Raw genomic sequence first — 24,050 nt, 5'->3', positions numbered from 1 at the left:
GATAATGCTGAATGAATAAGTAAAGTTAGAGTAATAAACTAATTTGGTTTTCTAATAGTGAAATCAAGGCTAGAGTATTTAACGTGCTAAATAGGGGGAGGAATTTCCCCTATTTTTATATATGAATTAGGCTTTTCTTAAGTATTGAATTAACTTTTTCCCAAATAAGGTAATAATTAGTCCCATCATAATTAATGTTAGCCCAGCAATTTGTATGCTATTAATATGCTCATCAAGGAATAATGCACTACTGCTTAACCCAAATAATGGAACGAGCAATGAAAATGGTGCTACTTTCCAAGCTTCATAACGGCCCAATAAAACCCCCCATAACCCATATCCTACAAAAGTAGACAGGTATGCAAGGTAAATGATGGTACCAAAAACAGGCCAATTAAAACCCGCTAGCCCTTGGCTAATGGCTTGCTCACCTTCGAAAATCCATGAACTGACAAAAAAAGGAATGATTGGGATCAATGCGCTCCAGCTAACTAATGAAAGGGCACTGCATTTCTCTTTACCTTGATTTTGCATGATCATTCTATTGGTAATATTTCCACAAGCCCATGAAAATCCAGCAATTAATGTAAATATCAAGCCTAATAGTGGAATATCATCTAAACCACCCGTTGTTGCACCTTTGGCTAAAATCGTGAGTCCAGCAACAGCAATTAGCATCCCAATAAAATGGGTAATTTGCAGGGACTCTTTTAAGAGTACGGCACCTAACAGCAAAGTAAAAAAAGCTTGCGACTGGAGAATAACAGATGTGATCCCAGCTGGCATACCAACGCGTATCGCACAGAATAAGAAAGCAAATTGGCCAAAGCTAATCGTTAGCCCATAGATTAGTAGTAGCTTTAGTGGAACCTTGGGGCGCTTAAAGAAAAAAATAGCGGGGAACGCAACAAACAAAAAGCGTAACGCGCCAAGTAATAGAGGAGGGAGTGCTGTTACACCGAGTTTAATGATAACAAAGTTAACGCCCCATATAATAACCACACAAAGTGCCAGTAATATATCTTTGAAACTCATGCCATTTCTCAATAGTTGCCATCTATAAGTTTTCTACTCTACTCTTGGACGAGGCAATCGGCGATAGAAAAGGTGCTTTCAAGTTAAAATAAAGTAAAAATAAGTTAATTATTATGGTAAATAGTGGTTAATTTGTTATTTTTTTATCTCTTGAGCTAGCAAATTCGAATATTTATAATATTGTTTCACATGCGTTTTCAGGACGACCTGAATATTGACGCTTTTAATTAATGGGGACGACCCCGGCTATTATGGAAGAAAAGAGTGGCTTGGATCATCCTTTTGTGTGCAGGTTTATTAGAAATTGTTTGGGCAGTAGGTTTAAAGTACTCTCATGGTTTTACTCGTTTGACACCAAGTGTTATTACTGCGATCGCGATTATTGCGAGTATGGGGTTACTTGCCACAGCCATGCGTGATTTACCCGCGGGTACTGCATACGCAATTTGGACTGGTATTGGTGCTGTGGGCACGGCGATTGTAGGGATTATATTCCTTGGTGAATCGGCGAATATATTCCGTTTGTTAAGCCTCGGCTGCATTGTGATTGGCTTAATTGGTTTGAAACTCTCTAGTTAGCAACCTCTAATAACTAATAATAAGTGAAATACAAACCTTGTATTTTACTTATTATAGTACTTTTCTTGCATGTTATTTTTAATCTGATTGCATTTATACTCGTCATACTTCAAGTTGTAGGGCTTTTGTTAAGGTATAAGTGACTACGCTACGCTCCCCGTCTATCTTCACTTGTCGCCTACCTGCAACTCGAATTATATGGCTGTTCTGCGAGTGGTGATCCTTTTTCTCATTAATCCATGTTGGTATATAAATAATCTCTATTTTCATATTGCTGTGATAGAAAACGATCGTTAGCGGCTACGGATGATTTAGCTAGCGATAAGAGCAAATGTTAAGAACTGTATCAGCTGCTCCTAGCTGGTAAGCTTTGGCCAATGTTTATCAAGCATATTGGGAGGAGAACGGTGAGAGCAGTATTGTATATTGCTTTAAAGAATAGTGATAAGAGAATCAAACGTATGATCAGCTTCTTTTAACCTAATGCTAATAATTAAATATAATTAGACGCTTGCTGTAAATAAAACACCCAAATCAACGATTTATTATTGATTGATTTGGGTATGATTTTATATTGTGTTTTCAGCATATCGCAATATTCAATTTTTTACCTTGTGATGTTTTTCAACATAACGAGAAGGCCATATATCTGCGGGTTGTAAATCTAAGAAGTCAGCAATAATTTTTTCGCCTTTAGGCCAACGGCGAGCAAGAGCATTACTCAATGTGGATGAATTTAATCCAGCAAGGCGTGATACTGCGGAGAGTGATGAACCTTTTTTCTTTATTGCCGCAATGATATCTGCAGGATGCCAATCTTCTTTCATGATACCTCCATTTGTTATTGAATAATTAAATGTCAAATATAATTATTCTTTGTTTAATTAAATGTACTAGTGCTTTTTTGTTAATAATAAAAATAAACAAAGATTAATTATTTTTAAATATTTATAAATAAGGACTGTGAATCTGATTTTTGATGTGCTAAAGATATATCTCCTTTAATGTGAATAATTAATTCTAATTGATGGGGAGTAAAATGAATATAGAAAAAAAATCATTGGAAGAAATATGTACTAATTTCACTCGATATTTTTCTTATTATTTCGATTGGAATGATGTAGATGTTACTTTTTTCCATGTTAATTTGGCTAATAAAGAAATTCATCATATATCTAACAATTACGAATGGTTATTAACTTGCTGGGAGGACGATCTCGATCTGCATTTAAGTGAAAGGCTCTCTCCAGGTTTTCAGTATTGGAGTAATTATTCGGAAATTTATGAAAAAACGTTAGCTAAAACAGAAAAAAGGAATGTAAAACTGGATATTTGCAACAAGTATGGCAATATTTTTGAGATAATTTCAATTAATTCTAAGAAACTGCTTTCATTAGAAAATACCTTGGAAATTTATCAAACACGTCCGATTATAGCCGACTATGCACGTAATATATGGTTTAAAAGAGAAAATATCATTTTACCGGTTAGAGCAGGGATCCCATCATCTTATAAAGCAATAAAAGAGATTAAAAATAACCCTAAAGATTTATTGGATACATATCATCATATGAGATTTGGCAAGATTCGTTTTACACGTAAAGAGATGGTTACTATTGGATTATTTCTATCTCATTGCAAAATAAAAGAAATCAGTACAATTCAAGGTTGTTCAGACGCATCAGAAGTTAAGCGAATTCAAAACATTAAGGACAAATTAGGCTGTTCTAATGCTTCTTCAAGTGGTTTATTTAAGGCTCTTAAAAATCATGGTATCACGCAAGCATGTTTAGGTATTTTAGTTAATTGTCCATAATGAAATTATTTCAATTTCCAATGAAACGCTTATATTAAAAATATAAATTTAGGATAATATATGAAATGGAAAATTCGATTCGGTGCTGCGTTAGGAAATATGTTAGAACATTACGATATTGCTGTTTTTGCAGCAGTTTCAGTGTATCTTAGCGCTGAACTGAAACGTTTGGGTTATCACCAAGCGACAGAAATAGTCTGGGGTATTTTTGCACTACGTTATATGATTAGGCCTCTTGGTGGCTATATTATTGGGTGTTATGCGGATAGGGTAGGTAAAAAGCCAGCACTCATTCTGACCACAGTCATTACGGGGGTGGCCACATTCTGTATGGCTTTAATTCCTATTGAAACTCTTGGTGTTTATACACCAATTGTAATATTTATTCTTCAGGTAGCCCTTTCTTTTAGTTTTGCGGGTGAATATCCATCATTAATTACCTATTTATTTAGTGGAGCAAACAGTAATGAAAGTTCAAAAGTGTCTACACTTTCTGCTGGGAGCTCATTATTGGGTTTTTTTATTGCTTTTGGATTAGTTTTTGTATTAGAAAAAATCATAGAGCCTGAGTTAATGCAATCTATAGGTTGGCGGATTCCTTTATTATTGGGGATTGTAAATGTTCTTGTGAGCTTTTGGTTTAGAGCAAAACTACCAGACCAACCTATAATAAAAACTGATCATACTGTAGTAAAATGGCGCAATTGCTTTTATGTTTTTCTAATTGCAATCCCATCAAGTGCCACTTTTTATACACAGAGCATATCTCCATCTTTAGTCTCTCAGTATTTTAAAAATCCTGAACTTAAACGTATTTATGGAATGCTATCAACTGGCTTACTATTAGTCGCAATGATTATTTGTTCATGGCTTACTGACAAATATAGTAAACCTGAAAGAGTTTTTAATATGGGGGTTATGGGATTAGTTATTTTTTCTATACCCATTTATTATGCTATGAATAATGGAAGCTTTGAAACTATTTTGGTATCACAGTTTTTTATTACCATATATATTTCAATGATTTGGTGTAATGTCGCCGATCAATTAGTTAGAGACTCTGGTGGGGAAGTCACAATACTTGGCGTTGGATTTAATTTGACAGCGACTCTTGTCGGTGGAATGACACCATTAATTATAAGTTATTTAGTTGATATTAATCTGATTTATGTAGGTATGTTTTTATCGTTATGTGGATTATTCCCATTAACATTGAAAATGCTAAAACTAAATTAGTTTCAATGTGTAAGGATGAAATTATGGATATAAAAAATAGTTCAATAGAAAAATCATGCTCGAATTTATCTAAAGAGTTTTATAACTGTTTTGATTGGAATGAAATAGATATCACGGTTAATCATTTAAATATAAAAAAGAAAGAAGTTTATATTATATCTAATAATTATGAATGGCAATTAATGTGTTGGGATGATGATCTTGATTTATTAGTTAATGAGAGATTAAATGCAAGAATACAATATTGGAGAGATTATTCTGAAGCTTTTAAAAGAACATTAGAAAGAGCGAGTAAGAGAAAGTTGAAAATTGATTTCTGTGACATACATGGCGATGTAATTGAAATTATGACAATAAATTCGAAAAGTGAAATTCCCCCTTTAGATATAATGAAGATTTACCAATATAAACCAGTAATTGTTGATTACGCATATAAAATATGGAGGAATAATCCAAATGTCACTTTACCATTAAGAGCTAAAATAGAGGAAGTTCCCATTGAATTATCAAAAGGTATAAAACAAAAAAGTAAGCTAATTGATATACATGGATACATGCGATTTGGTAACATTCGATTTACGCGAAAGGAATTAATTACAATACGTCTATTTTTATCCCATTATCAGATAAAAGAAATTAGTGCTATTCAGGGATGCTCTGATGCATCAGAAATTAAACGGATTAAAAATATTAAAGAAAAATTAGGGTGTCCATATGTCTCTTCAAGTGGCTTATTTAAAGCATTAAAAGAGTACGGCATAACACTAGCTTGTCTAGATACGTTTATTAGTTAGATTTAATCAATGCATGCGGAGTCATAGATTGAGCATGAAACATTATATTATTCAAAGTGATGAAAAGGGAAAAAGGTATGAAATGGAAATTTCGATGCGGCGCTGCCTTGGGCAATGCACTTGAATATTATGATATTGCTGTGTTTGCAGCAATATCAATGTATTTGAGTGCAGAGTTAGAGCGTTTAGGATATTCACAAGCAACAGAAATGGTATGGGGAATTTTTGCTTTACGTTTTTTAATTCGTCCTATAGGTGGCTATATAATAGGGCGCTATGCAGATAGGGTTGGAAAAAAACCAGCGTTGATCCTAACTAGCTTGATTACCGGTATAGCAACACTTTGTATGGCATTTTTACCAATCCAATGGCTTGGTCATTATACACCTATAGCTATTTTAATTATTCAAATGGCTCTTTCGTTTAGTTTCGCGGGCGAATACCCTTCTTTGGTGACTTATTTGCTCAATGATGTATCTTCAACGGAGCGATCACGAGTCTCTTCTCTAGCCTCAGGTAGCTCATTATTAGGCGTTATTATTTCATTAGGGTTAGTATTTATATTAGAAAAATTATTAAGTTACGAAATGATGCAAGCCGTGGGGTGGCGTATTCCTTTACTGGTTGGGGCTGTTAATATTGCGGTTAGTTTTTGGTTTCGAGCTAAATTACCTAATCAACCTGTCTCTTCAGAAGGTTATCAGTCAATAGATTGGTCACGTTCACTATATGTTTTTTTATTAGGCGTGCCGGCAGCAGCAACTTTTTATGTGCAAAATATTTCCTCGTCATTAATTATCGAACACTTGCAATTAGATGTATATAAAAATACTTATGCAATAATTTCATCTAGTTCCTTATTGTTGATGATGATTACATGTGCGTGTCTAACTGATAAATATAGCTCATCAATTAAAACATTCAACATTGGGGTTTGGGGAATCGTTATTCTCTCTATACCTATGTATTACATTATGCAAAGTGACATTATTGAGCTTATTATTATAGCTCAATTAGTGATAACGGCATGTTGTGCAATGATTTTATGTAATGCTGCCGATCAAATGGCTAGTGCTTCTGCTGGGAAAGCAACAACTCTTGGAATTGGCTTCAATTTTACAGGAGTGATAATTGGCGGAACAACACCATTAATCATTAACTATCTAGTGGAGCTACATTTGGCGTATGTAGGGGCATTTATTGCACTTTGCAGTTCAACTGCTTTATTAGCTAACTTTATAAAAAAGAAAACGGCCATGATAAAAAAATTAAGTTTAAATACATAAAATATAATTTAAATATTAAAGGCTGATATATTATTAAATAATACAAATTTCAGATAGGCAACAAGCGAGGACAGTCGGGAGAATATAGATAAACTCTGTGAGTATAGCCTAGTACCTTATATTTTAACGAAAATTCCTGAAACTTGAAGAATGATGCGTATAGAATAATAGATTTTATAATATACGATATTTAATAAATAAAGATATTAACTACAAATTGTAATAGTATTTTTTAATCAATATTTATCTATGGATATAGGATATTAAAAATGAAATGGAAATTTCGATTTGGTGTGGCTTTAGGCAATGCGCTTGAATATTATGATATTGCCGTATTTGCGGCGATATCCGTGTATTTAACGGCAGAGTTAGAGCGTTTAGGGTATTCACAAGCCACAGAAATGGTATGGGGAATTTTTGCTTTACGTTTTTTAATTCGTCCTATAGGTGGATATTTGATAGGGCGCTATGCGGATAAAGTAGGAAAAAAACCAGCATTGATCCTGACAAGCCTAATAACAGGAACAGCAACACTTTGCATGGCATTATTACCTATTCAATGGCTTGGTTCTTATACTCCAATAACTATCTTGTTCATCCAAATGGCACTTTCATTTAGCTATGCAGGCGAATATCCATCATTAATTACCTATTTAATCAATGATACCCCAGATAATGAGCGTTCTCGGTTATCTTCTCTATCGGGTGGAAGCTCATTATTAGGGGTCGTTGTTTCATTAGGTCTAGTATTCACATTAGAAAATATTTTAACCCATGAAATGATGCAAACTATAGGTTGGCGGATCCCTTTGTTTTTAGGAACTATCAATATAGCGATTAGTTTTTGGTTCCGAGCCAAATTACCCAACCAGCCTGTAGTCCCAATGCATGAACGATCTATAGATTGGTCTCGGGCATTGCATGTATTTTTAGTGAGCACACCAGCAATGGTCACTTTTTATGTACAAAATGTTTCATCATCATTAATTGTTGAACACTTACAATTGGGTGATTATAAAAATATTTATGGCATGATTTCGGCTAGTTTATTATTAGTCACTATGATTGTCTGCTCATATCTAACAGATAAATACAGTTATTCAGTAAGAGTATTTAATGTTGGTATTTTTAGTGTGATTATTTTTTCTATACCTTTGTATTTTATTATGCAGAGTGGCGTTATTGAACTAATTATTATTTCTCAATTAATAATAACAGTTTTATTTTCTATGGTTTGGTGCAATGTCGCTGATCAAATGGTTAGAGCTTCTGGTGGGCAGGCGACAACGTTAGGTATTGGTTTAAATTTAAATGGCGTGTTAGTTGGAGGGATAACGCCATTAATTATCAGTTACTTAGTTGAATTTAATTTAACCTATGTCGGTGTATTTATTGCATTATGTTGCTTGACGGCAATGCTATCAAATGTTTTGCAAAATAAAGTGATGATACTGAAAAATCAAAGCTAACTATATGAGGTATAGAAAAAAGATAAAAAATTAGGTTGCCCTCATGTCTTGCCAAGTCGTTTATTTAAAGCATTTAAAGAGCATGCATGACGTTGGAATACCTCGACATTAGTGAGTCTAACTTAGTAACACATATCAATTGAATACTAGGGAAATAGAAAATGAAATGGAGATTTAGGTTTGGGGCTGCACTAGGCAATACATTGGAGTATTACGATGTTGCCGTATTTGCCGCGATATCTATGTATTTAAGTGCTGAGTTAGAACGTTTAGGATATGCTCAAGCAACCGAGATGGTATGGGGAATATTTGCATTACGCTTTATTGTCCGTCCTGTCGGTGGTTACGTGATAGGACGTTACGCAGATAGAGTCGGCAAGAAGCCTGCTTTGATATTAACGAGTTTAATTACAGGCACTGCAACGCTGTGTATGGCTTTATTACCGATTGAGTTATTGGGGGCTTATACGCCAATGGCGATTTTGGTTTTACAAATGGCTTTATCCTTGAGCTTTGCAGGTGAATACCCCTCTTTAATCACATACTTATTTGCAAGCACAACTCATCATGAGCAAGCTAAAGTATCATCAATTATTAGTGGTAGCTCAGTTCTAGGCGTTATTCTTTCGCTGAGTTTGGTTTTTATTTTAGAACGAGTTTTAACACCTGAAACAATGCAGTCTATAGGGTGGCGGATCCCTTTGCTACTTGGCGTTGTCAACATAGTGATAAGTTTTTGGTTTAGAGCTAAATTACCTCATCAGCCTCTGGTAGCAAAAGAGGAACAGGCAATTAATTGGTTACAAGCTAGTCATATTTTTCTGCTGACAATACCGGGTACGGTTATTTTCTTCGCTCAAAATATCTCCGCTTCTATTATTATTGAAAAAATACAGATTACAGATCTAAAAAATATTTATGGCATAACACTATCGTGTTCATTATTAATATGTATGTTGCTATGTGGTTGGTTGACAGATAAATATAGTTCACCAGAAAAGGTATTTAATTTGGGTGTATCGGGAATGATAATTTTATCAGTTCCTCTCTATATTGCGATTAGTCATCACTCTGTCATCTTCCTCATACTTTCTCAGACTATTATGACTATTTATGCAGCGATGATCCTCTGTAATTTTTCTTACATGCTATCACAAGTAGCGCAAGGAAAGGTTGCGACATTAGCATTTGGTTTTAATATTGCAGCGACAGTATTGGGAGGGATTACACCTTTAGTTATTAATTATTTAGTTGAAATTAATTTACTTTTTGTTGGTGTTTTTTTAGCTTTTTGCGGTGTAAGTCGATTTGTGGTTTATCGATTACCTAAATCAACATTAAATTAAAATTATATAAGAGGTTGTCATGGATATAAAAAGTCATTTATTAGAGAAAACATGTTTGAATTTAAAAAAAGAGTTTATTAATCATTTTGATTGGAATGATATTGATGTAACTTTCTTTCGTGTGGATGTTAAAAATAGAAAGATTTATATTATATCTAATAATTATGAATGGCAATTGATTTGCTGGGATGATAATTTAGATTTACTCCTTAAAGAAAGACTGAAACCAGGAACTCAGTATTGGAATAATTATTCTGAATCGTTTAAAAGAACCTTAGCGAAGGCGGATAAAAGAAATCTAAAAGTTGATTTTTGTCAGAGTAAAAATGACACTTTTGAGATGATAACAGTTAATACTAATAGGCAATTTTCGTTATCGGATATGGCAAGTATTTATAAGTATCGGCCAATAATCTCCGATTATGCATATCAAGTATGGAAGAAAAACCCAGATATTGCTTTACCGATGAGAGCGGATATCCCACTTCCTACCAATAATTTTGATAGTAAACGAGACGAGCAACTAATTAATCATCAATATATGCGTTTTGGTGATATTCGTTTTACGGCTAAAGAAATGTTAACGATCAAAATGTTATTATCTCATTGCCGAGTGAAAGAGATCAGTTATATCCAGGGTTGCTCTGAAATGTCAGAACATAAACGTATTCAAAATATTAAAGATAAGTTAGGTTGCCCTCATGCATCACCGAGTGGTTTATTTAAAGCTTTAAGAGATCACGGTGTGACATTGGCATGCCTTGATACGCTGATTGATTTTCCATGATATAGAAATTCAAGGGGAATTTTTATTGCATATTTTAAAAATAAATAGAGTGATAAAGTTATCAAGAAGTACATGTATGAAAATTTTTTAGTTAATTATTATTAGTTATGGTTTTTATGCTAATTATTACTCACAATTTATTTAAATTTTAATTAATAAAGTGATAGAAAAGGATTTTTATGAATATCAGATATCATGCATTAGAAACGGCTTGTTCAAATTTTAAAAAACATTTTGAAGATTATTTTGATTGGAATGATATTGATTTGAATTTTACGAGTATTGATATTGAATATAAGGAAGTTAAAATTATTTCAAATAATTATGAATGGTTATTAACCTATTGGGAGGATGACTTAGATCTACTGATAAGTGAAAGGCTAGAAGTTGGTTTCCAATATTGGGATGGTTATACCGAGAGTTATAGAAATACATTTGCAAAAACAGAAAAAAATGGTTTTAAAATTGATTACTGCAACAACTATGGAAATGTTTATAAGATCTTATCTATTAGTTCAAAAAGAGTTCTTTCGGTTGATGAACTTATGGATATCTACTTTCATCGCGCAGATATCTCAGATTATGCACACCAAACATGGCAGAAAAATCAAAGTCTGGCTTTACCATTAAGAGCCAATATAGAAGCGAGACAGTTTTCGTTATTAGATGACGACCAACAGCGAGCTGGGTTAATCGATACTCAGAAATTTATTCGTTTTGGCAATATATCCTTTAACTACAGAGAGGCAGTAACACTGAGATTACTGTTATCAAACTGCCGGATTAGTGAAATTAGTGTGATGCAAGGGTGTACAGATGCTATCGAGCTAAAACGAATTCAACGTATTAAAGAAAAACTAGGTTGTTCTGATGCGTCACTTGAAGAACTGCGCAAGACAATGACCGAACATGGAATAATATTAGTTGGGTTAGAACGGCTGGCCAGTTTTTATAAATATTATTAATTAAAAATAATATCTAGACTGTGTTGATATTTGTTTTATTCGCTTAACATTTTCAGTACGGTCTATATTTTATGATTTCCACTAGGTTTAACTTAAATATTAAGGTTATTGCCATGGATATAAAGAATGAAATCTTAGAAGGTTCTTATGATAATTCTTTAATTGGCATGTATTTAACGTATGTTGGTGGTTTTGTTGCTTTATGTTATTTGACATTATTAGTATCAAATCGGCTACCGAAACCGCAGACTGCCTAGATAATAAAAAAGCAGTAGTTAGATATGTATCTAGCCGCTGCTTTTATCAATAGGTACTTATGTGTTACTTACAGTGTAAATACACCAATCACTGCAATTACAGAAATGATCGCTGAAGCACCATAGAAAACCCATTTTGACGCAGGGACATGCACTTTAAAGTCATGCAGTGTGTGGTGAATACGGTGCATACCACACCATACCGGCAAAATGATCATCAGTAATAAGAACACTCGTCCAATAAAGCTGGAGCAGAATGCCATAATGCGTTCATAGCTGAGCATTTCTGGTGCGACACCTAGTGGAATTAAAATCCCAAGTAAGATAATAATTGCAGGGCCAATCACCGCGCTCCACATACCACCGGCACCAAATAATCCCCAGAAAATCGGTTCATCGGAACGTTTAGGCGTTAGATTCATCTGATCCTCCTTGGATTAAAATAGTAGCGCGATGGCTAAAATCGCAGCGGTAACAATAATGGTTAATGCCCAAAAGCCTTTTACAATTGGCTCATCTGGCATTTTTTTATCTTTAACAATAATCGCGACAGCTTTCGGGGCTAACTTAAACCATGTCGTGGTATGTAGTAGTGTTGCTGCTAACGTAATAATGTTAATGATCAAAACGATTGGGTTATGCAAGAAACCCACAAAGCCAGCCCATGATTCAGGGCCACCTTTCAATGCAAATACGCCGTATAGCACCAGTAGACTGAACCAAACTTGCAGTACGGAAGTACTTTCACGCATGATATAAAAGCGATAAAAACCCAGCTTTTGCCACCAGTCGCCTTTCATTTCCCTGACGTAGGGTTTACGTTTTGTTGTCATGACTTCAATTCTCCTTATCGTGGCTTCAGCATGGCGATAACAAGGTCTTGTGCACTAGCTACTTTACCTTGTTGAATTGCCGCAGCAGGGTCGACATGCTTAGGACAGACTTCAGAGCAGTAGCCTACAAACGTACAGCTCCAGACACCGTTATCACCATTTAACAATGGCATACGTTCTTTCGCACCATGGTCACGGTTATCAAGATTGTAGCGCTCTGCTAATGTGATCGCAGCTGGCCCAATAAATTCAGGGTTTAGTCCGAATTGTGGGCAAGCTGCGTAGCATAGGCCGCAGTTAATACAGCCAGAGAACTGATGGTATTTTGCCATCTGTGCTGGGGTTTGCTTATTTGGCCCTTCTGACGGCTTTCTATCGTTACCAATAATATAAGGTTTGATCGCCTCTAAGCGTTCGATAAAGTGAGTCATATCAACAACCAAATCGCGCTCGATTGGGAAGTTACCTAATGGTTCGACTTTTAACCCTTCTGGATAATCACGTAAGAATGTTTTACAGGCCAGTTTTGGTACGCTGTCAACCATCATGCCGCAAGAACCGCAAATCGCCATACGGCACGACCAGCGGTAAGACAGATCAGGCGCAAGGTTATCTTTAATGTAACCTAAAGCATCCAGCAACGAGGTTTGCTCATCATAAGGGACATCATATGCCACTAAATGGGGCTCATTATCCGTTTCTGGATTGTAGCGCGTGATCTCCATTTTTAAGTGTTTCATATCATCCATTAGCTTGCTCCTTCTTTGCCTTGTCTTGAGCTTCAGCTTCTGCACCATATACACGTTTTGCTGGCTGAGATTTAGTAATCTTCACATCACTGTATTCAAGGCGAGGTGCGCCTTCGGGATTATAGAATGCCAATGTGTGTTTTAAGAAGTTCACATCATCACGCTCTGTGCAGCCTTCGTCGAGACGTTGGTGTGCACCACGTGACTCTTTACGGTTAATCGCAGAATGAGCCATACACTCGGCAACATCCAAACCAAATCCGAGTTCGATGGTGTAAAGAAGATCAGTATTGAAGACGCTACTATGGTCACTAATCTCAACGTGTTTAAAGCGCTCTTTCAATTCAGCGATCTTATCAACAGTTTTTTGCATTAGCTCAGGTGTACGGTAGATACCGCAGCCTTCTTCCATTGATATTCCCATTTCATCACGAATTTTCGACCAACTTTCTTTACCTTTTTGGTTGAGAAGTTGATTGAGATTTTCTTCGATATCGCGAGTACGTGCTTCGATAGCGCTTGCATTCGCAGGTGTGGCTTCCGCTGCATGTTTTGCAGCTTGCTCACCGGCTAAGCGACCAAATACCACCAGCTCAGCTAATGAGTTGGAGCCTAAGCGGTTTGCACCGTGCAGACCGACTGATGAACATTCACCAACAGCGAATAGGCCTTTGATGCGAGTCTCACAGTTTTGATCTGTTTCGATACCACCCATTGTATAGTGAGCTGTTGGACGCACAGGAATTGGGTCGGTGACAGGGTCAACACCAACGTAAGCTTTTGCCAGCTCGCAAATAAATGGTAGACGTTCATGGAGTTTTTCTGCACCTAGGTGGCGGAGATCCAGATAGACGACGTCACCACGGTGAGTGCTGATAGTGCGTCCAGCACGCCATTCGTGCCAGAAAGCTTGTGAAACTTTGTCTCGTGGACCTAGTTCCATATATTTATTTTCAGGTTTACCGAGAGGGGTTTCTGGTCCCATTCCGTAATCTTGAAGATAACGATAACCATCTTTGTTAACGAGGATCCCACCTTCACCACGACAACCTTCAGTCATCAAAATCCCTGAGCCAGGAAGACCTGTTGGGTGATATTGAACAAATTCCATGTCACGCAGTGGCACACCATGGCGGAAAGCCATCCCCATACCATCACCCGTCACAATACCGCCATTGGTATTGTAGCGATAAACACGGCCAGCACCACCCGTAGCCATAACGATAGAATTTGCGCGGATCTGAACTTTGGTGCCTTCCATCATATTGAGGGCAACCAGACCGCGTACTTGGCCTTCATCCACAATGATGTCCAGAACGAAATGTTCATCAAAGCGCTGAATTTGTGGGTATTTTAATGATGTTTGAAAAAGAGTATGAAGCATATGGAAGCCGGTTTTGTCAGCAGCAAACCAAGTACGTTCAATTTTCATTCCACCAAAGCGGCGAACGTTAACTGAACCATCTGGTTTACGGCTCCAAGGGCAGCCCCATAGTTCCAGTTGGGTCATTTCTGTTGGGCAGTGTTCGACGAAATATTCGACGACATCTTGCTCACACAGCCAGTCACCACCTGCAACAGTATCATTAAAATGATAGTCATAGGAGTCATGAGCCTGAGTCACTGCGGCTGATCCCCCCTCTGCGGCCACGGTATGGCTACGCATAGGGTAAACTTTTGAGATCAGAGCAATCTTGATGTTGGGATTTGCTTCTGCGGCAGCAATCGCTGCACGTAAGCCTGCGCCCCCGGCCCCGATAATCGCTAGATCGGCATTGAAGGTTTGCACTGCGCTTCTCCATTGTTCAAGTGTAAATTGATAAATTCTTTTAAATACTTTTGATACTTAGCTATTTATTTGTCAGCACCAGTGAATACCGGTCTGCAAAACTCTCTTTTTTAATTAGTAAATAATATAATAGCTAATAATGACTTATCATGCTGGGAATTATAGCGAATAGTACCGCAGATAAATTTGATATAGAGGGGGGTTTTAGGTGATTTACTCCATAAAGTGTGATCTGAACCAAGTTTTTGCTAATTGTTTTTTCATGATTAGCATTTTAAGTTTAATAAAGAGTAAAAAAATGGAAATTCAAATGATTACCATTATTTTTCGGTGAGTTGGCAGCGTTAAAATCTAATCGAAATCGTTCTCATCGCGAGAGAGAGCATAAATTATTATAAAAATTTACCCAAATTGTTTTGTTTATTCTAAATGTGTAATTATGAGATGAAAAGCCAATATTAAAATATCTAATTTTGATATTTGTGTTCTTTCTGTGATGACTTTTTAGAATATTTTTTAAGATCTCTTATTTATAACATCACATTAACATTATATAAGAAATAATCATGTTTTTACCTTGAAGGCATCTATGACTTACGATTATGCGAAAAGGTTTTTTGCTTAATCGGTTGAAGCAGAGGATAATCGCGCATCAATTCGCTTGCCTTGTTACATTTTTGTGTGCCTACAGCGTTTATTACAGCATCATTGCATTTGGTTGAAGTGAATGCATTGTTTGTAAGGCAAGAGGTGAGTAAACTGCTCGACTATGTTTATTTTGGAGTTATGTTAATGAGTGAAGTAGCAGACTGGCAGCCCAGTGCCCCCATCGCTAACCTGTTACAGCGAGCAAAAATCGTCGCTGAAATAAGACGTTTTTTTACTGAGCGCTGTGTGCTAGAGGTGGAAACTCCTGCAATGAGTCAGGCCACCATCACAGATATTCATCTTGTTCCTTTTAAGACCCGTTTTGTCGGACCGGGAGCGGCACAAGGGATTGATCTCTATCTGATGACCAGCCCTGAATACCATATGAAGCGTTTGCTTGCTGCTGGCAGTGGGCCAATCTACCAACTCTGTCGTAGTTTCCGTAATGAGGAAGCTGGAAGGCATCACAATCCTGAATTTACCATGCTTGAATGGTATCGGCCTCATTACGATATGTATCGTTTAATCAATGAAGTCGATGATCTACTTCAGCAAGTCTTGGATTGCGAAAGTGCGGAACTTCTCTCTTATCAGCAAGCATTTTTACGTCATTTAGATATTGATCCGCTTTCCGCAGAAAAAAGTGAGCTAAGGGAGGTTGCTGCACGCCTCGATCTAAGTAATGTCGCAGACCAAGAAGAAGATAAAGATACCTTGTTGCAATTGTTGTTTACGATGGGGGTAGAACCTCATATCGGTAAAGAAAAACCGGCTGTGGTTTATCATTTCCCAGCAACGCAAGCCTCTTTGGCTGAAATTAGTACTGAAGATCATCGTGTTGCTGAGCGTTTTGAGGTTTATTTTAAAGGCATGGAACTAGCAAATGGTTTCCGTGAATTAACCGACGCTAGTGAGCAACGTCAGCGTTTTGAACAAGATAATCGTCGTCGTGCTGCGATGGGGCTACCTATTCATCCGATTGATGAACATTTATTATCCGCATTAACTCATGGTTTACCTGAATGCTCAGGTGTCGCATTAGGCGTCGACCGCCTGATCATGTTGGCGCTGAATGCAGAAAAAATCAGTGATGTGATTGCATTTCCTGTGACGATTGCATAACTCACTACTTGATTGCAGCCTATTGGCTGCAATCAATCGAGTGATTATGGATGTTGTTGCTGTTTTTGCAGAAATTGTACCCCTAAATCAGGGAAATCAGTAAAGACACCATCAACATCGGCTTGGTTGTAGATAATATCAAAGAGCTGCTGACCATCTTTCGCGTATTTCGGCAATTTATCAACACGAATGGTATAAGGATGCACCGCCATATTGTTGGCATGGGCGTCTTTAACCATGCCTGTTAGCTTAATATTATCAGGTGTTGACTCTTCGCTGACTAACATATGGTAATCAGGACCAATACCATCGGCATATTTAGCCACTTCTTTCATCGAGCCTGGCTTGAACATCCAGTCATAACTGTAGTTTACCCACGTTCCATCAGGTTTTTGTTCCTGAGTTTCATTCCAATCTGTGTAGGCTATCAATTGAACCAATTTTAAATTCATGCCCATTTCTGGCATCAATGTATTTTTAATGCGTTTAAGTTCATTAGCATCAAAACATTGTAGGTAAACATTTGAATCTTTATTGGTATAACCATATTGCTTAAGGACTTCGAGGGTTTTTTTAGTGATGTCTTTGCCTTCTTGTTGGTGGAACCAAGGCGCTTTGATTTCAGGGTAAATACCGATGTTTTTCCCCGTCGATTTATTCAAGCCTTGAATAAATTCGATCTCTTCTTGGAAAGTATGTACTCGGAAATCAGATTTCCCCATAGGGAAACGATTTGGGTAGCTTTGTATTTTTTTACCATCGACAAGGTCAAATCCTTCCGTGAATTTTAGTGATTTGATTTCATCAAGGGTGAAGTCAATCGCGTAATAACGTCCATCTTTGCGGGCTCGATCTGGAAAGCGTTCGGCGACATCAGTGACGCGATCAAGGAAATGATCATGAAGAACAACCAGTTCATTGTCTTTCGTCATCACTAAATCTTGTTCAAGAAAATCTGCATCTTGTGCGTAAGCCATCGCTTTCGCTGGCAGTGTATGCTCTGGTAAGTAGCCACTAGCGCCGCGGTGAGCGATAACAACTTTTTCTGCCGCTTGCGCAACAGCGGTCGCTGACACCACTAAAACCATACTGGCAACCAATGTTTTGAATCGGAAGTGCATGATGATATCTCCTTGTCACTTTTTATACTCGTCATACTTCAAGTTGCAGGGGTGTTGACTACGTTCAGCTAGCCGAGTCATATAGTTTATCTATGCTCCCCGTCTATCTTCGCTTGTCGCCTACCTGCATCTTGAATTATTTAGAGTATAGGTAAAAAAATAGGTCATACTTCTTAGTAAGAATATGACCTATTCAGGTTAAAGCATTAATGTGAACCTTTTAGTTCATTTTCGCTAATTCACGTTTATGTTTGGTTTCGCTAATCATAACGATGAATAAGAGAACAACGGCTAATGCAGAGCCACCGATCATGACGGCAAAACCACCGTCCCAACCGAAGTAGTCAACGGTATAACCCACGATTGCACTCGCTGCCACAGAACCACCTAGGTAACCAAATAGACCGGTGAAACCTGCCGCAGTACCCGCTGCTTTCTTCGGTGCTAGCTCCAGTGCGTGCAAACCGATCAGCATGACTGGACCATAGATCAAGAAACCAATGATTAGCATACAAGCCATATCGATATTCGGGTTACCTGCTGGGTTCATCCAGAAGACGATGGTGGCAATAGTCACCAAAATCATAAAGAACACACCCGTTGCACCACGGTTACCACGGAAGACTTTATCTGACATCCAACCACACAGTAATGTTCCCGGGATACCTGCATACTCATACAGGAAATAAGCCCAAGAGGATTTATCCATCGCAAAGTGTTTTACTTCACGTAGATAAGTTGGTGACCAGTCAAGAACACCATAACGGAGTAAATAAACGAAGACGTTTGCAATTGCGATCATCCATAGAAGTTTGTTAGGGAAAACATACTTCATAAAGATTTCTTTTGCTGTTAGCTCTTGCTCATCGGATTCTTTGTAGTCTGGTGGATAATCATTTTTATATTCTTCAATTGGAGGTAGACCACAAGACTGTGGTGTATCACGCATTAAAGCAAAGGCGATCATCGCAACAAGGATGGCAGCAAATGCAGGCATATATAGCGCTGCTTTCCAATCGTTAAACCACGCCATACCTAGCATGAATAGTAGAGGAGGAATACCACCACCAACGTTGTGAGCACAGTTCCAAATAGAAACAATTCCCCCACGTTCTTTTTGCGACCACCAGTGAACCATAGTACGGCCACAAGGAGGCCAGCCCATGCCTTGGAACCAACCACATAGAAATAGCAGTACAAACATCACCATGATGCTTGAAGTTGCCCATGGCACGAAGCCCATAATGAGCATCACTGCTGCGGCGAGGATCAGACCGGCGGGTAAGAAGACACGTGGGTTAGATCGGTCTGATACTGACCCCATAATGAATTTAGAGAAACCATATGCGATAGAGATCCCTGACAATGCAAAACCCAGATCCCCTTTGGAGAAGCCTTGTTCAACAAGATATGGCATCGCTAAAGCGAAGTTTTTTCTTACTAAATAATAGGCTGCGTAACCAAAGAAAATACCCATAAAGATCTGCCAACGCAGTCGACGATAGACGGGATCTATCTTCTCAGCGGGCAGCCTCTGGGCATGAGGTGCTGGTTTAAAAATACTTAACATATAGCCTCCGATGGCATGCTAATAGTTATTTCACTCTTTTCTTTTATCTATTGAAATAGAAAATGATGAGTGTTTTTATGGGTAAAACAACTAAAACGAAAGTGTTTGAGTGTTATATCGAGCAATATCTTTCATGAGTGCATTTATGATAGTCATAAAAAAACATTTTATCTGTAATCTACTGCACAAATATTTGTTTTATTTATTGGTCGCATAGTTAATGTTATTTATGAATGAAAAGAAACCATTTGAAGTGAATTTTTTGTGATGTTTGTCACGATTTTTGTCTTTTTATTACTTATTTAGACGTAATTGCTTTCGTTTTTGTTCCTTATCAAACACTGAGCACGTTTCTTGTCTATATTTAGTTATAGATTATAAAAATAGACCATACTAAAAGTAGTGTTGATGAATGTGAGGAAGACGACATGAATGGTTCATCTGTAGCTGAAACGGATGTCATCATTATCGGTGGTGGCGCAACAGGTGCAGGTGTTGCTCGTGACTGCGCCCGCCGAGGTTTAAAAACAGTTTTGCTTGAACGCCATGATATTGCTACTGGTGCAACAGGGCGTAACCATGGCTTGTTACATAGTGGTGCGCGCTATGCTGTCACTGACGGCGAGTCAGCAAGAGAGTGTATTGAAGAAAATAAAATACTAAAACGTATTGCACATCATTGTATTGAGCGGACAGATGGTTTGTTTATTACACTTCCAGAAGACTCGCTTGAATATCAACAACAATTTATTCGTGCCTGCCAAGCGGCGGGTATTGATGCGAATGCCATCGATCCCGCAGAAGCTATTCGCCTTGAACCGTCAGTCAATCCACAACTGATAGGTGCGGTTAGAGTGCCTGATGGTACGGTAGATCCTTTCCGTTTAACCGCAGCCAATATGTTGGATGCTCGTGAGCATGGTGCCAAAGTACTGACTTATCATGAAGTAATAGGCTTAATTCGTGATGGCGACAAAGTCCGTGGTGTGACTGTTTATGATCACCAAGCTAAACAACAGTATGATATTTACGCGGAAATCGTGGTTAACGCAGGGGGGATTTGGGGTCAGAAAATCGCCGAATATGCAGATTTAAAAATCAAAATGTTCCCAGCCAAAGGGGCTTTATTGATTTTGGGCCATCGTCTAAACAATATGGTCATTAACCGTTGTCGTAAACCTGCGGACGCCGATATTTTAGTTCCGGGTGACACTATTTCATTGATTGGAACTACATCAACGCATATCGAATATGACCAAATCGATAATATGTATGTGACACCTGAAGAAGTCGATATTTTGATTCGTGAAGGTTCGATGTTGTCACCTGCATTAGCGAAAACGCGTATTTTGCGTGCTTACGCCGGCGTTCGTCCTTTAGTGGCGAGTGACGATGATCCATCAGGTCGTAATGTCAGCCGTGGTATTGTGTTACTCGACCATGCGAAACGCGATGGCTTGGAAAACTTTATTACTATCACTGGTGGTAAGTTGATGACCTATCGCCTCATGGCTGAGTGGGCAACTGATAAAGTGTGTGAAAAACTAGGTCATTCAGCGAAATGTACCACCGCGGAAGCCGCGTTGCCGGGCTCGCAGCATAGCGCTGAAGAAGCATTACGTAATGTCGTGGCCATTCCTGCGCCAATTCGCGGCTCAGCAGTTTATCGTCATGGTGATCGTGCTTCGGCGATACTGAGCACTGACCGATTAGATAAAAGCTTGGTGTGTGAATGTGAAGCGGTCACCGCAGGGGAAGTCCGCTATGCGGTTAACTCTTTGACAGTGAATAACTTACTAGATTTACGTCGTCGTACTCGAGTCGGAATGGGAACTTGTCAGGGAGAGCTATGTGCATGTCGCGCAGCAGGGCTATTAAATCGTTTTAATGTTACAACACCTCATGAAACTGAACAGCAATTAAGTCATTTTCTCAATGAGCGTTGGAAAGGTGTGCGCCCAATTGCATGGGGAGATGCGTTACGTGAAAGCGAATTTACCAGCTGGGTTTATCATGGGCTATGTGGCATGAATGAAACCACATTAAGTAAAGGATCTGACAAGGAGGCTGGCAATGAAATATGATGCAGTCGTCATGGGAGGAGGGCTAGCTGGCCTTATCTGTGGTATTCGTTTAACACAGTCAGGTTTATCTTGTGCCATTGTGAGTGCGGGACAAAATGCGTTGCATTTTTCTTCAGGCTCCTTGGATTTATTAACCCATTTGCCTAATGGTCAATTAGTTGAAAGACCTCTTGAAGCTTTAGAAGCGCTGAGTGAACAGTCACCACATCATCCTTATAGTCGTCTTGGGAAGTTAGCCGTAATTAAGCTAACTCACCAAGCCGAAGCTTTATTGCAACAAAGTGGTATAAAGCTCAAAGGCTCTAGTGATGAGAACCATTACCGTATCACGCCTTTAGGCCATAAACGACTAACATGGCTAAGCCCTAAATCAGTGCCAACCGTTGATCTGCATAAAAAAATGAAGATGGGGAAAATTGCTGTTGTAGGTATCGAGGGTTTTTTAGACTTCCAACCACAAATGGTATCGGATGAGTTACAACGCGAAGGCCTTGCCGCGAGTGCCTATTATGTTCACTTACCGCTGTTGGACAGATTAAGAGAAAATGCCAGCGAATTTAGGGCAATCAATGTCGCTCGTTGGCTAGATCGCCCTGAAAATATGGCGCAAATTGTCGCTGAAATGGCCCCATTAGTTGCTGAATCAGAGTCTATTTTCATGCCAGCTTGTATTGGCCTAGATAGTGAAGAACCGTTGCTTGAGCTACAAAAGCAACTCGGTAAGCCTATTTATTTATTGCCAACACTCCCCCCATCATTATTAGGAATTCGATTACACGAAGCATTATTACGTCAATTTCGCCGTCAAGGTGGCATTATCATGCCAGGCGATAAAGTAACTTCCGTGAATTGTGTGGGATCACGCATTGAGTCTGTGATGACACGCAATCACGGTGATATCTCATTGAAAGCCTCTCAATTTGTATTGGCGACTGGGAGTTTTTTCAATAATGGATTAGTTGCTGAATTTGATCGCGTATATGAACCGTTAATGCACCTTGATTTGTGTGATATTCCTCAGCGTGGTCAATGGACTAACAAAGAGTTTTTTGCTTCACAGCCTTATATGGCGTTCGGAGTACAAACTGATGACCAGCTACGTGCGCAAAAAGAGGGTCAGACATTTGAAAATTTATATGTTGCTGGCGCTATTTTAGGGGGCTTTGATCCTTTAACCGAGGGCTGTGGTGCAGGGGTTTCATTGATCAGTGGTTTGCACGCCGCTGAAGAAATTATTGGTTACTTTGCAAGACAAAAAGCCATGCAGGCGGAGGTGGCACAATGAGTATTCAGGATGCAAGCTTTGAAAGCTGTATTAAATGTACAGTGTGTACGACCTATTGCCCTGTTGCTAAGGTGAATCCTCTGTATCCGGGGCCAAAACAAGCGGGGCCTGATGGGGAGCGTTTACGCTTAAAAGACCCGATGATGTATGACGAAGCGCTAAAATATTGTACTAACTGTAAACGGTGCGAGGTTGCTTGCCCGTCAGACGTAAAAATTGGCGATATTATCGCGCGGGCTCGTAATACCTATAGCCAGCAGAAACCGAAATTACGAGATGCTATCTTAAGTCATACCGATCTGATGGGATCATTATCAACGCCTTTTGCTCCCGTGGTTAATACGATCACGGGTTTGAAACCGGTTCGTCAGATCCTTGATAAGGCATTGAAAATCGATCATCGCCGTGAGTTGCCTAAGTACTCGTTTGGGACTTTCCGCCGTTGGTATGCAAAACAAGCTGCGGAGCAGCAAAAGTTTGCAGAGCAAGTGGCTTTTTTCCATGGTTGTTATGTGAATTACAATCACCCACAGCTTGGCAAAGATCTTATTAAAGTCTTCAATGGCATGGGGATCGGTGTTCAATTACTGAAACGTGAAAAATGCTGTGGTGTGGCATTGATCGCGAATGGTTTTATGAAACAGGCGAAACGGCAAGCGAATGTAAACCTAGAGTCGCTACAGGAAACGATCCTTGAAAATCATGTACCTGTTGTTGCGACCTCATCAACCTGTACTTTCACTATCCGTGATGAATACCCTCATGTGCTTGATGTGGATACATCGCAAATGCGTGAAAATATTGAGCTAGCAACGCGTTACATTTATCGTTTATTAGAGCAAGGTCGTGAGTTAAAACTTAAACATACACCATTAAAAGTCGCCTACCATACACCATGCCATATGGAAAAAATGGGTTGGACATCTTATACATTAGAGCTGATCAAACGTGTACCGGGGGTGGAGCTGATTGTGCTTGATTCTCAGTGTTGTGGTATCGCGGGGACTTACGGGTTCAAAAAAGAGAACTATGAAGTATCTCAAGGGATTGGCGCAGGATTGTTCAGACAAATTGAAGAAAGCGGTGCTGATATGGTGATCACTGACTGTGAAACCTGTAAATGGCAAATTGAGATGTCGACCAGTAAAAAATGTGAGCATCCGATTAGCTTATTAGCCAAAGCATTATAATCGTTGTTTGGTTAACCCATTAGAGAAAGGCATAAAACCTTTCTCTTTTTTTATGTTATGAGTCGGGATGGCACTGGCGAGAGATATCG

21 protein-coding genes are annotated in these 24,050 nt (G+C 38.5%); 13 read left to right on the top strand and 8 right to left on the bottom strand.

Translation table 11 applies throughout. The annotated features are described in order from the left end of the window. Nucleotides 1-126: 126 nt before the first annotated feature. On the bottom strand, nt 127-1,035 hold the full coding sequence (locus tag JI723_RS17050; RefSeq protein WP_070925421.1) for an EamA family transporter: 909 nt from the start codon (nt 1,033-1,035) through the stop codon (nt 127-129). Between the two features lie 264 nt (nt 1,036-1,299). Here JI723_RS17050 and sugE point away from each other — a divergent pair, with 264 nt between their 5' ends. After that, on the top strand, nt 1,300-1,614 hold the full coding sequence (gene sugE / locus JI723_RS17045; RefSeq protein WP_272581278.1) for a quaternary ammonium compound efflux SMR transporter SugE: 315 nt from the start codon (nt 1,300-1,302) through the stop codon (nt 1,612-1,614). A gap of 599 nt (nt 1,615-2,213) precedes the next feature. Here the strand turns inward: sugE and JI723_RS17040 are convergent. After that, complete coding sequence (locus JI723_RS17040) at nt 2,214-2,441, bottom strand: helix-turn-helix domain-containing protein (RefSeq protein ID WP_272581277.1); 228 nt, start codon at nt 2,439-2,441, stop codon at nt 2,214-2,216. Between the two features lie 212 nt (nt 2,442-2,653). Between JI723_RS17040 and JI723_RS17035 the strand changes: the two genes are divergently transcribed. The 8 genes from JI723_RS17035 to JI723_RS17000 all read left to right on the top strand — a co-directional run bounded on the left by JI723_RS17035 (nt 2,654) and on the right by JI723_RS17000 (nt 11,313). After that, nucleotides 2,654-3,430 (top strand): hypothetical protein, encoded by a 777-nt coding sequence (locus JI723_RS17035; RefSeq protein ID WP_337979585.1) that lies wholly within the window; start codon nt 2,654-2,656, stop codon nt 3,428-3,430. Between the two features lie 60 nt (nt 3,431-3,490). After that, nucleotides 3,491-4,666, top strand: a complete 1,176-nt coding sequence (locus JI723_RS17030) for an MFS transporter (protein WP_319067099.1) — start codon at nt 3,491-3,493, stop codon at nt 4,664-4,666. A 23-nt stretch (nt 4,667-4,689) separates the two neighbouring features. After that, on the top strand, nt 4,690-5,460 hold the full coding sequence (locus JI723_RS17025; protein WP_272581274.1) for a helix-turn-helix transcriptional regulator: 771 nt from the start codon (nt 4,690-4,692) through the stop codon (nt 5,458-5,460). A 77-nt stretch (nt 5,461-5,537) separates the two neighbouring features. Continuing rightward, a complete protein-coding gene (locus JI723_RS17020; protein ID WP_319067098.1) occupies nt 5,538-6,746 on the top strand; it encodes an MFS transporter in 1,209 nt (402 codons plus the stop codon). A gap of 269 nt (nt 6,747-7,015) precedes the next feature. Further along, complete coding sequence (locus JI723_RS17015; RefSeq protein ID WP_272581272.1) at nt 7,016-8,215, top strand: MFS transporter; 1,200 nt, start codon at nt 7,016-7,018, stop codon at nt 8,213-8,215. A 161-nt stretch (nt 8,216-8,376) separates the two neighbouring features. Next, entirely contained in the window at nt 8,377-9,561 is a 1,185-nt protein-coding gene (locus JI723_RS17010) for an MFS transporter (RefSeq protein ID WP_272581271.1), read from the top strand. Nucleotides 9,562-9,580: 19 nt separating this feature from the next. Further along, nucleotides 9,581-10,348, top strand: coding sequence for a hypothetical protein (locus JI723_RS17005; protein WP_337979584.1), 768 nt, complete (start codon nt 9,581-9,583; stop codon nt 10,346-10,348). A 179-nt stretch (nt 10,349-10,527) separates the two neighbouring features. Continuing rightward, the gene (locus JI723_RS17000; RefSeq protein WP_272581269.1) at nt 10,528-11,313 is read left to right on the top strand and encodes a hypothetical protein; all 786 of its coding nucleotides are present in this window, start codon (nt 10,528-10,530) and stop codon (nt 11,311-11,313) included. Between the two features lie 325 nt (nt 11,314-11,638). Here the strand turns inward: JI723_RS17000 and frdD are convergent, their stop codons facing one another. The 4 genes from frdD to frdA are packed head-to-tail and all read right to left on the bottom strand — an operon-like array spanning nt 11,639 to nt 14,941. Beyond that, nucleotides 11,639-11,992 carry a fumarate reductase subunit FrdD gene (frdD, locus tag JI723_RS16995; RefSeq protein ID WP_070929008.1) on the bottom strand — a complete coding sequence of 118 codons (354 nt, stop codon included), beginning with the start codon at nt 11,990-11,992 and terminating at the stop codon, nt 11,639-11,641. A 15-nt stretch (nt 11,993-12,007) separates the two neighbouring features. After that, nucleotides 12,008-12,403, bottom strand: a complete 396-nt coding sequence (gene frdC, locus JI723_RS16990) for a fumarate reductase subunit FrdC (protein ID WP_319067092.1) — start codon at nt 12,401-12,403, stop codon at nt 12,008-12,010. Between the two features lie 14 nt (nt 12,404-12,417). Next, the gene (locus JI723_RS16985) at nt 12,418-13,152 is read right to left on the bottom strand and encodes a succinate dehydrogenase/fumarate reductase iron-sulfur subunit (protein WP_337979583.1); all 735 of its coding nucleotides are present in this window, start codon (nt 13,150-13,152) and stop codon (nt 12,418-12,420) included. Next, on the bottom strand, nt 13,145-14,941 hold the full coding sequence (frdA, locus tag JI723_RS16980) for a fumarate reductase (quinol) flavoprotein subunit (RefSeq protein WP_140187597.1): 1,797 nt from the start codon (nt 14,939-14,941) through the stop codon (nt 13,145-13,147). The genes JI723_RS16985 and frdA overlap by 8 nt, the downstream gene beginning before the upstream one ends. Before the next feature lie 792 nt (nt 14,942-15,733). On the opposite strand from frdA, the gene epmA reads away from it, so the two are divergent. Then, nucleotides 15,734-16,711, top strand: coding sequence for an elongation factor P--(R)-beta-lysine ligase (gene epmA, locus JI723_RS16975; protein WP_140183038.1), 978 nt, complete (start codon nt 15,734-15,736; stop codon nt 16,709-16,711). 44 nt (nt 16,712-16,755) lie between these two features. Here epmA and glpQ read toward each other — a convergent pair whose 3' ends face one another. Both glpQ and glpT read right to left on the bottom strand, forming a co-directional pair. Further along, nucleotides 16,756-17,832 carry a glycerophosphodiester phosphodiesterase gene (gene glpQ / locus JI723_RS16970; RefSeq protein ID WP_337979582.1) on the bottom strand — a complete coding sequence of 359 codons (1,077 nt, stop codon included), beginning with the start codon at nt 17,830-17,832 and terminating at the stop codon, nt 16,756-16,758. Nucleotides 17,833-18,052: 220 nt separating this feature from the next. Then, entirely contained in the window at nt 18,053-19,402 is a 1,350-nt protein-coding gene (gene glpT, locus JI723_RS16965) for a glycerol-3-phosphate transporter (protein WP_070929005.1), read from the bottom strand. Nucleotides 19,403-19,830: 428 nt separating this feature from the next. On the opposite strand from glpT, the gene glpA reads away from it, so the two are divergent. The 3 genes from glpA to glpC are packed head-to-tail and all read left to right on the top strand — an operon-like array spanning nt 19,831 to nt 23,961. Continuing rightward, nucleotides 19,831-21,486 (top strand): anaerobic glycerol-3-phosphate dehydrogenase subunit A, encoded by a 1,656-nt coding sequence (gene glpA / locus JI723_RS16960; protein ID WP_272581266.1) that lies wholly within the window; start codon nt 19,831-19,833, stop codon nt 21,484-21,486. Further along, nucleotides 21,476-22,771, top strand: coding sequence for a glycerol-3-phosphate dehydrogenase subunit GlpB (gene glpB / locus JI723_RS16955; protein WP_272581265.1), 1,296 nt, complete (start codon nt 21,476-21,478; stop codon nt 22,769-22,771). Before glpA ends, glpB begins: the two co-directional genes overlap by 11 nt. Then, the gene (gene glpC / locus JI723_RS16950) at nt 22,768-23,961 is read left to right on the top strand and encodes an anaerobic glycerol-3-phosphate dehydrogenase subunit GlpC (RefSeq protein WP_140183041.1); all 1,194 of its coding nucleotides are present in this window, start codon (nt 22,768-22,770) and stop codon (nt 23,959-23,961) included. The genes glpB and glpC overlap by 4 nt, the downstream gene beginning before the upstream one ends. The last annotated feature ends 89 nt before the right edge of the window (nt 23,962-24,050 follow it).

Source organism: Providencia manganoxydans, assembly GCF_016618195.1.
GTDB classification, from domain to species: domain Bacteria; phylum Pseudomonadota; class Gammaproteobacteria; order Enterobacterales; family Enterobacteriaceae; genus Providencia; species Providencia manganoxydans.
This window is presented reverse-complemented; position numbering and strand designations above follow the sequence as displayed.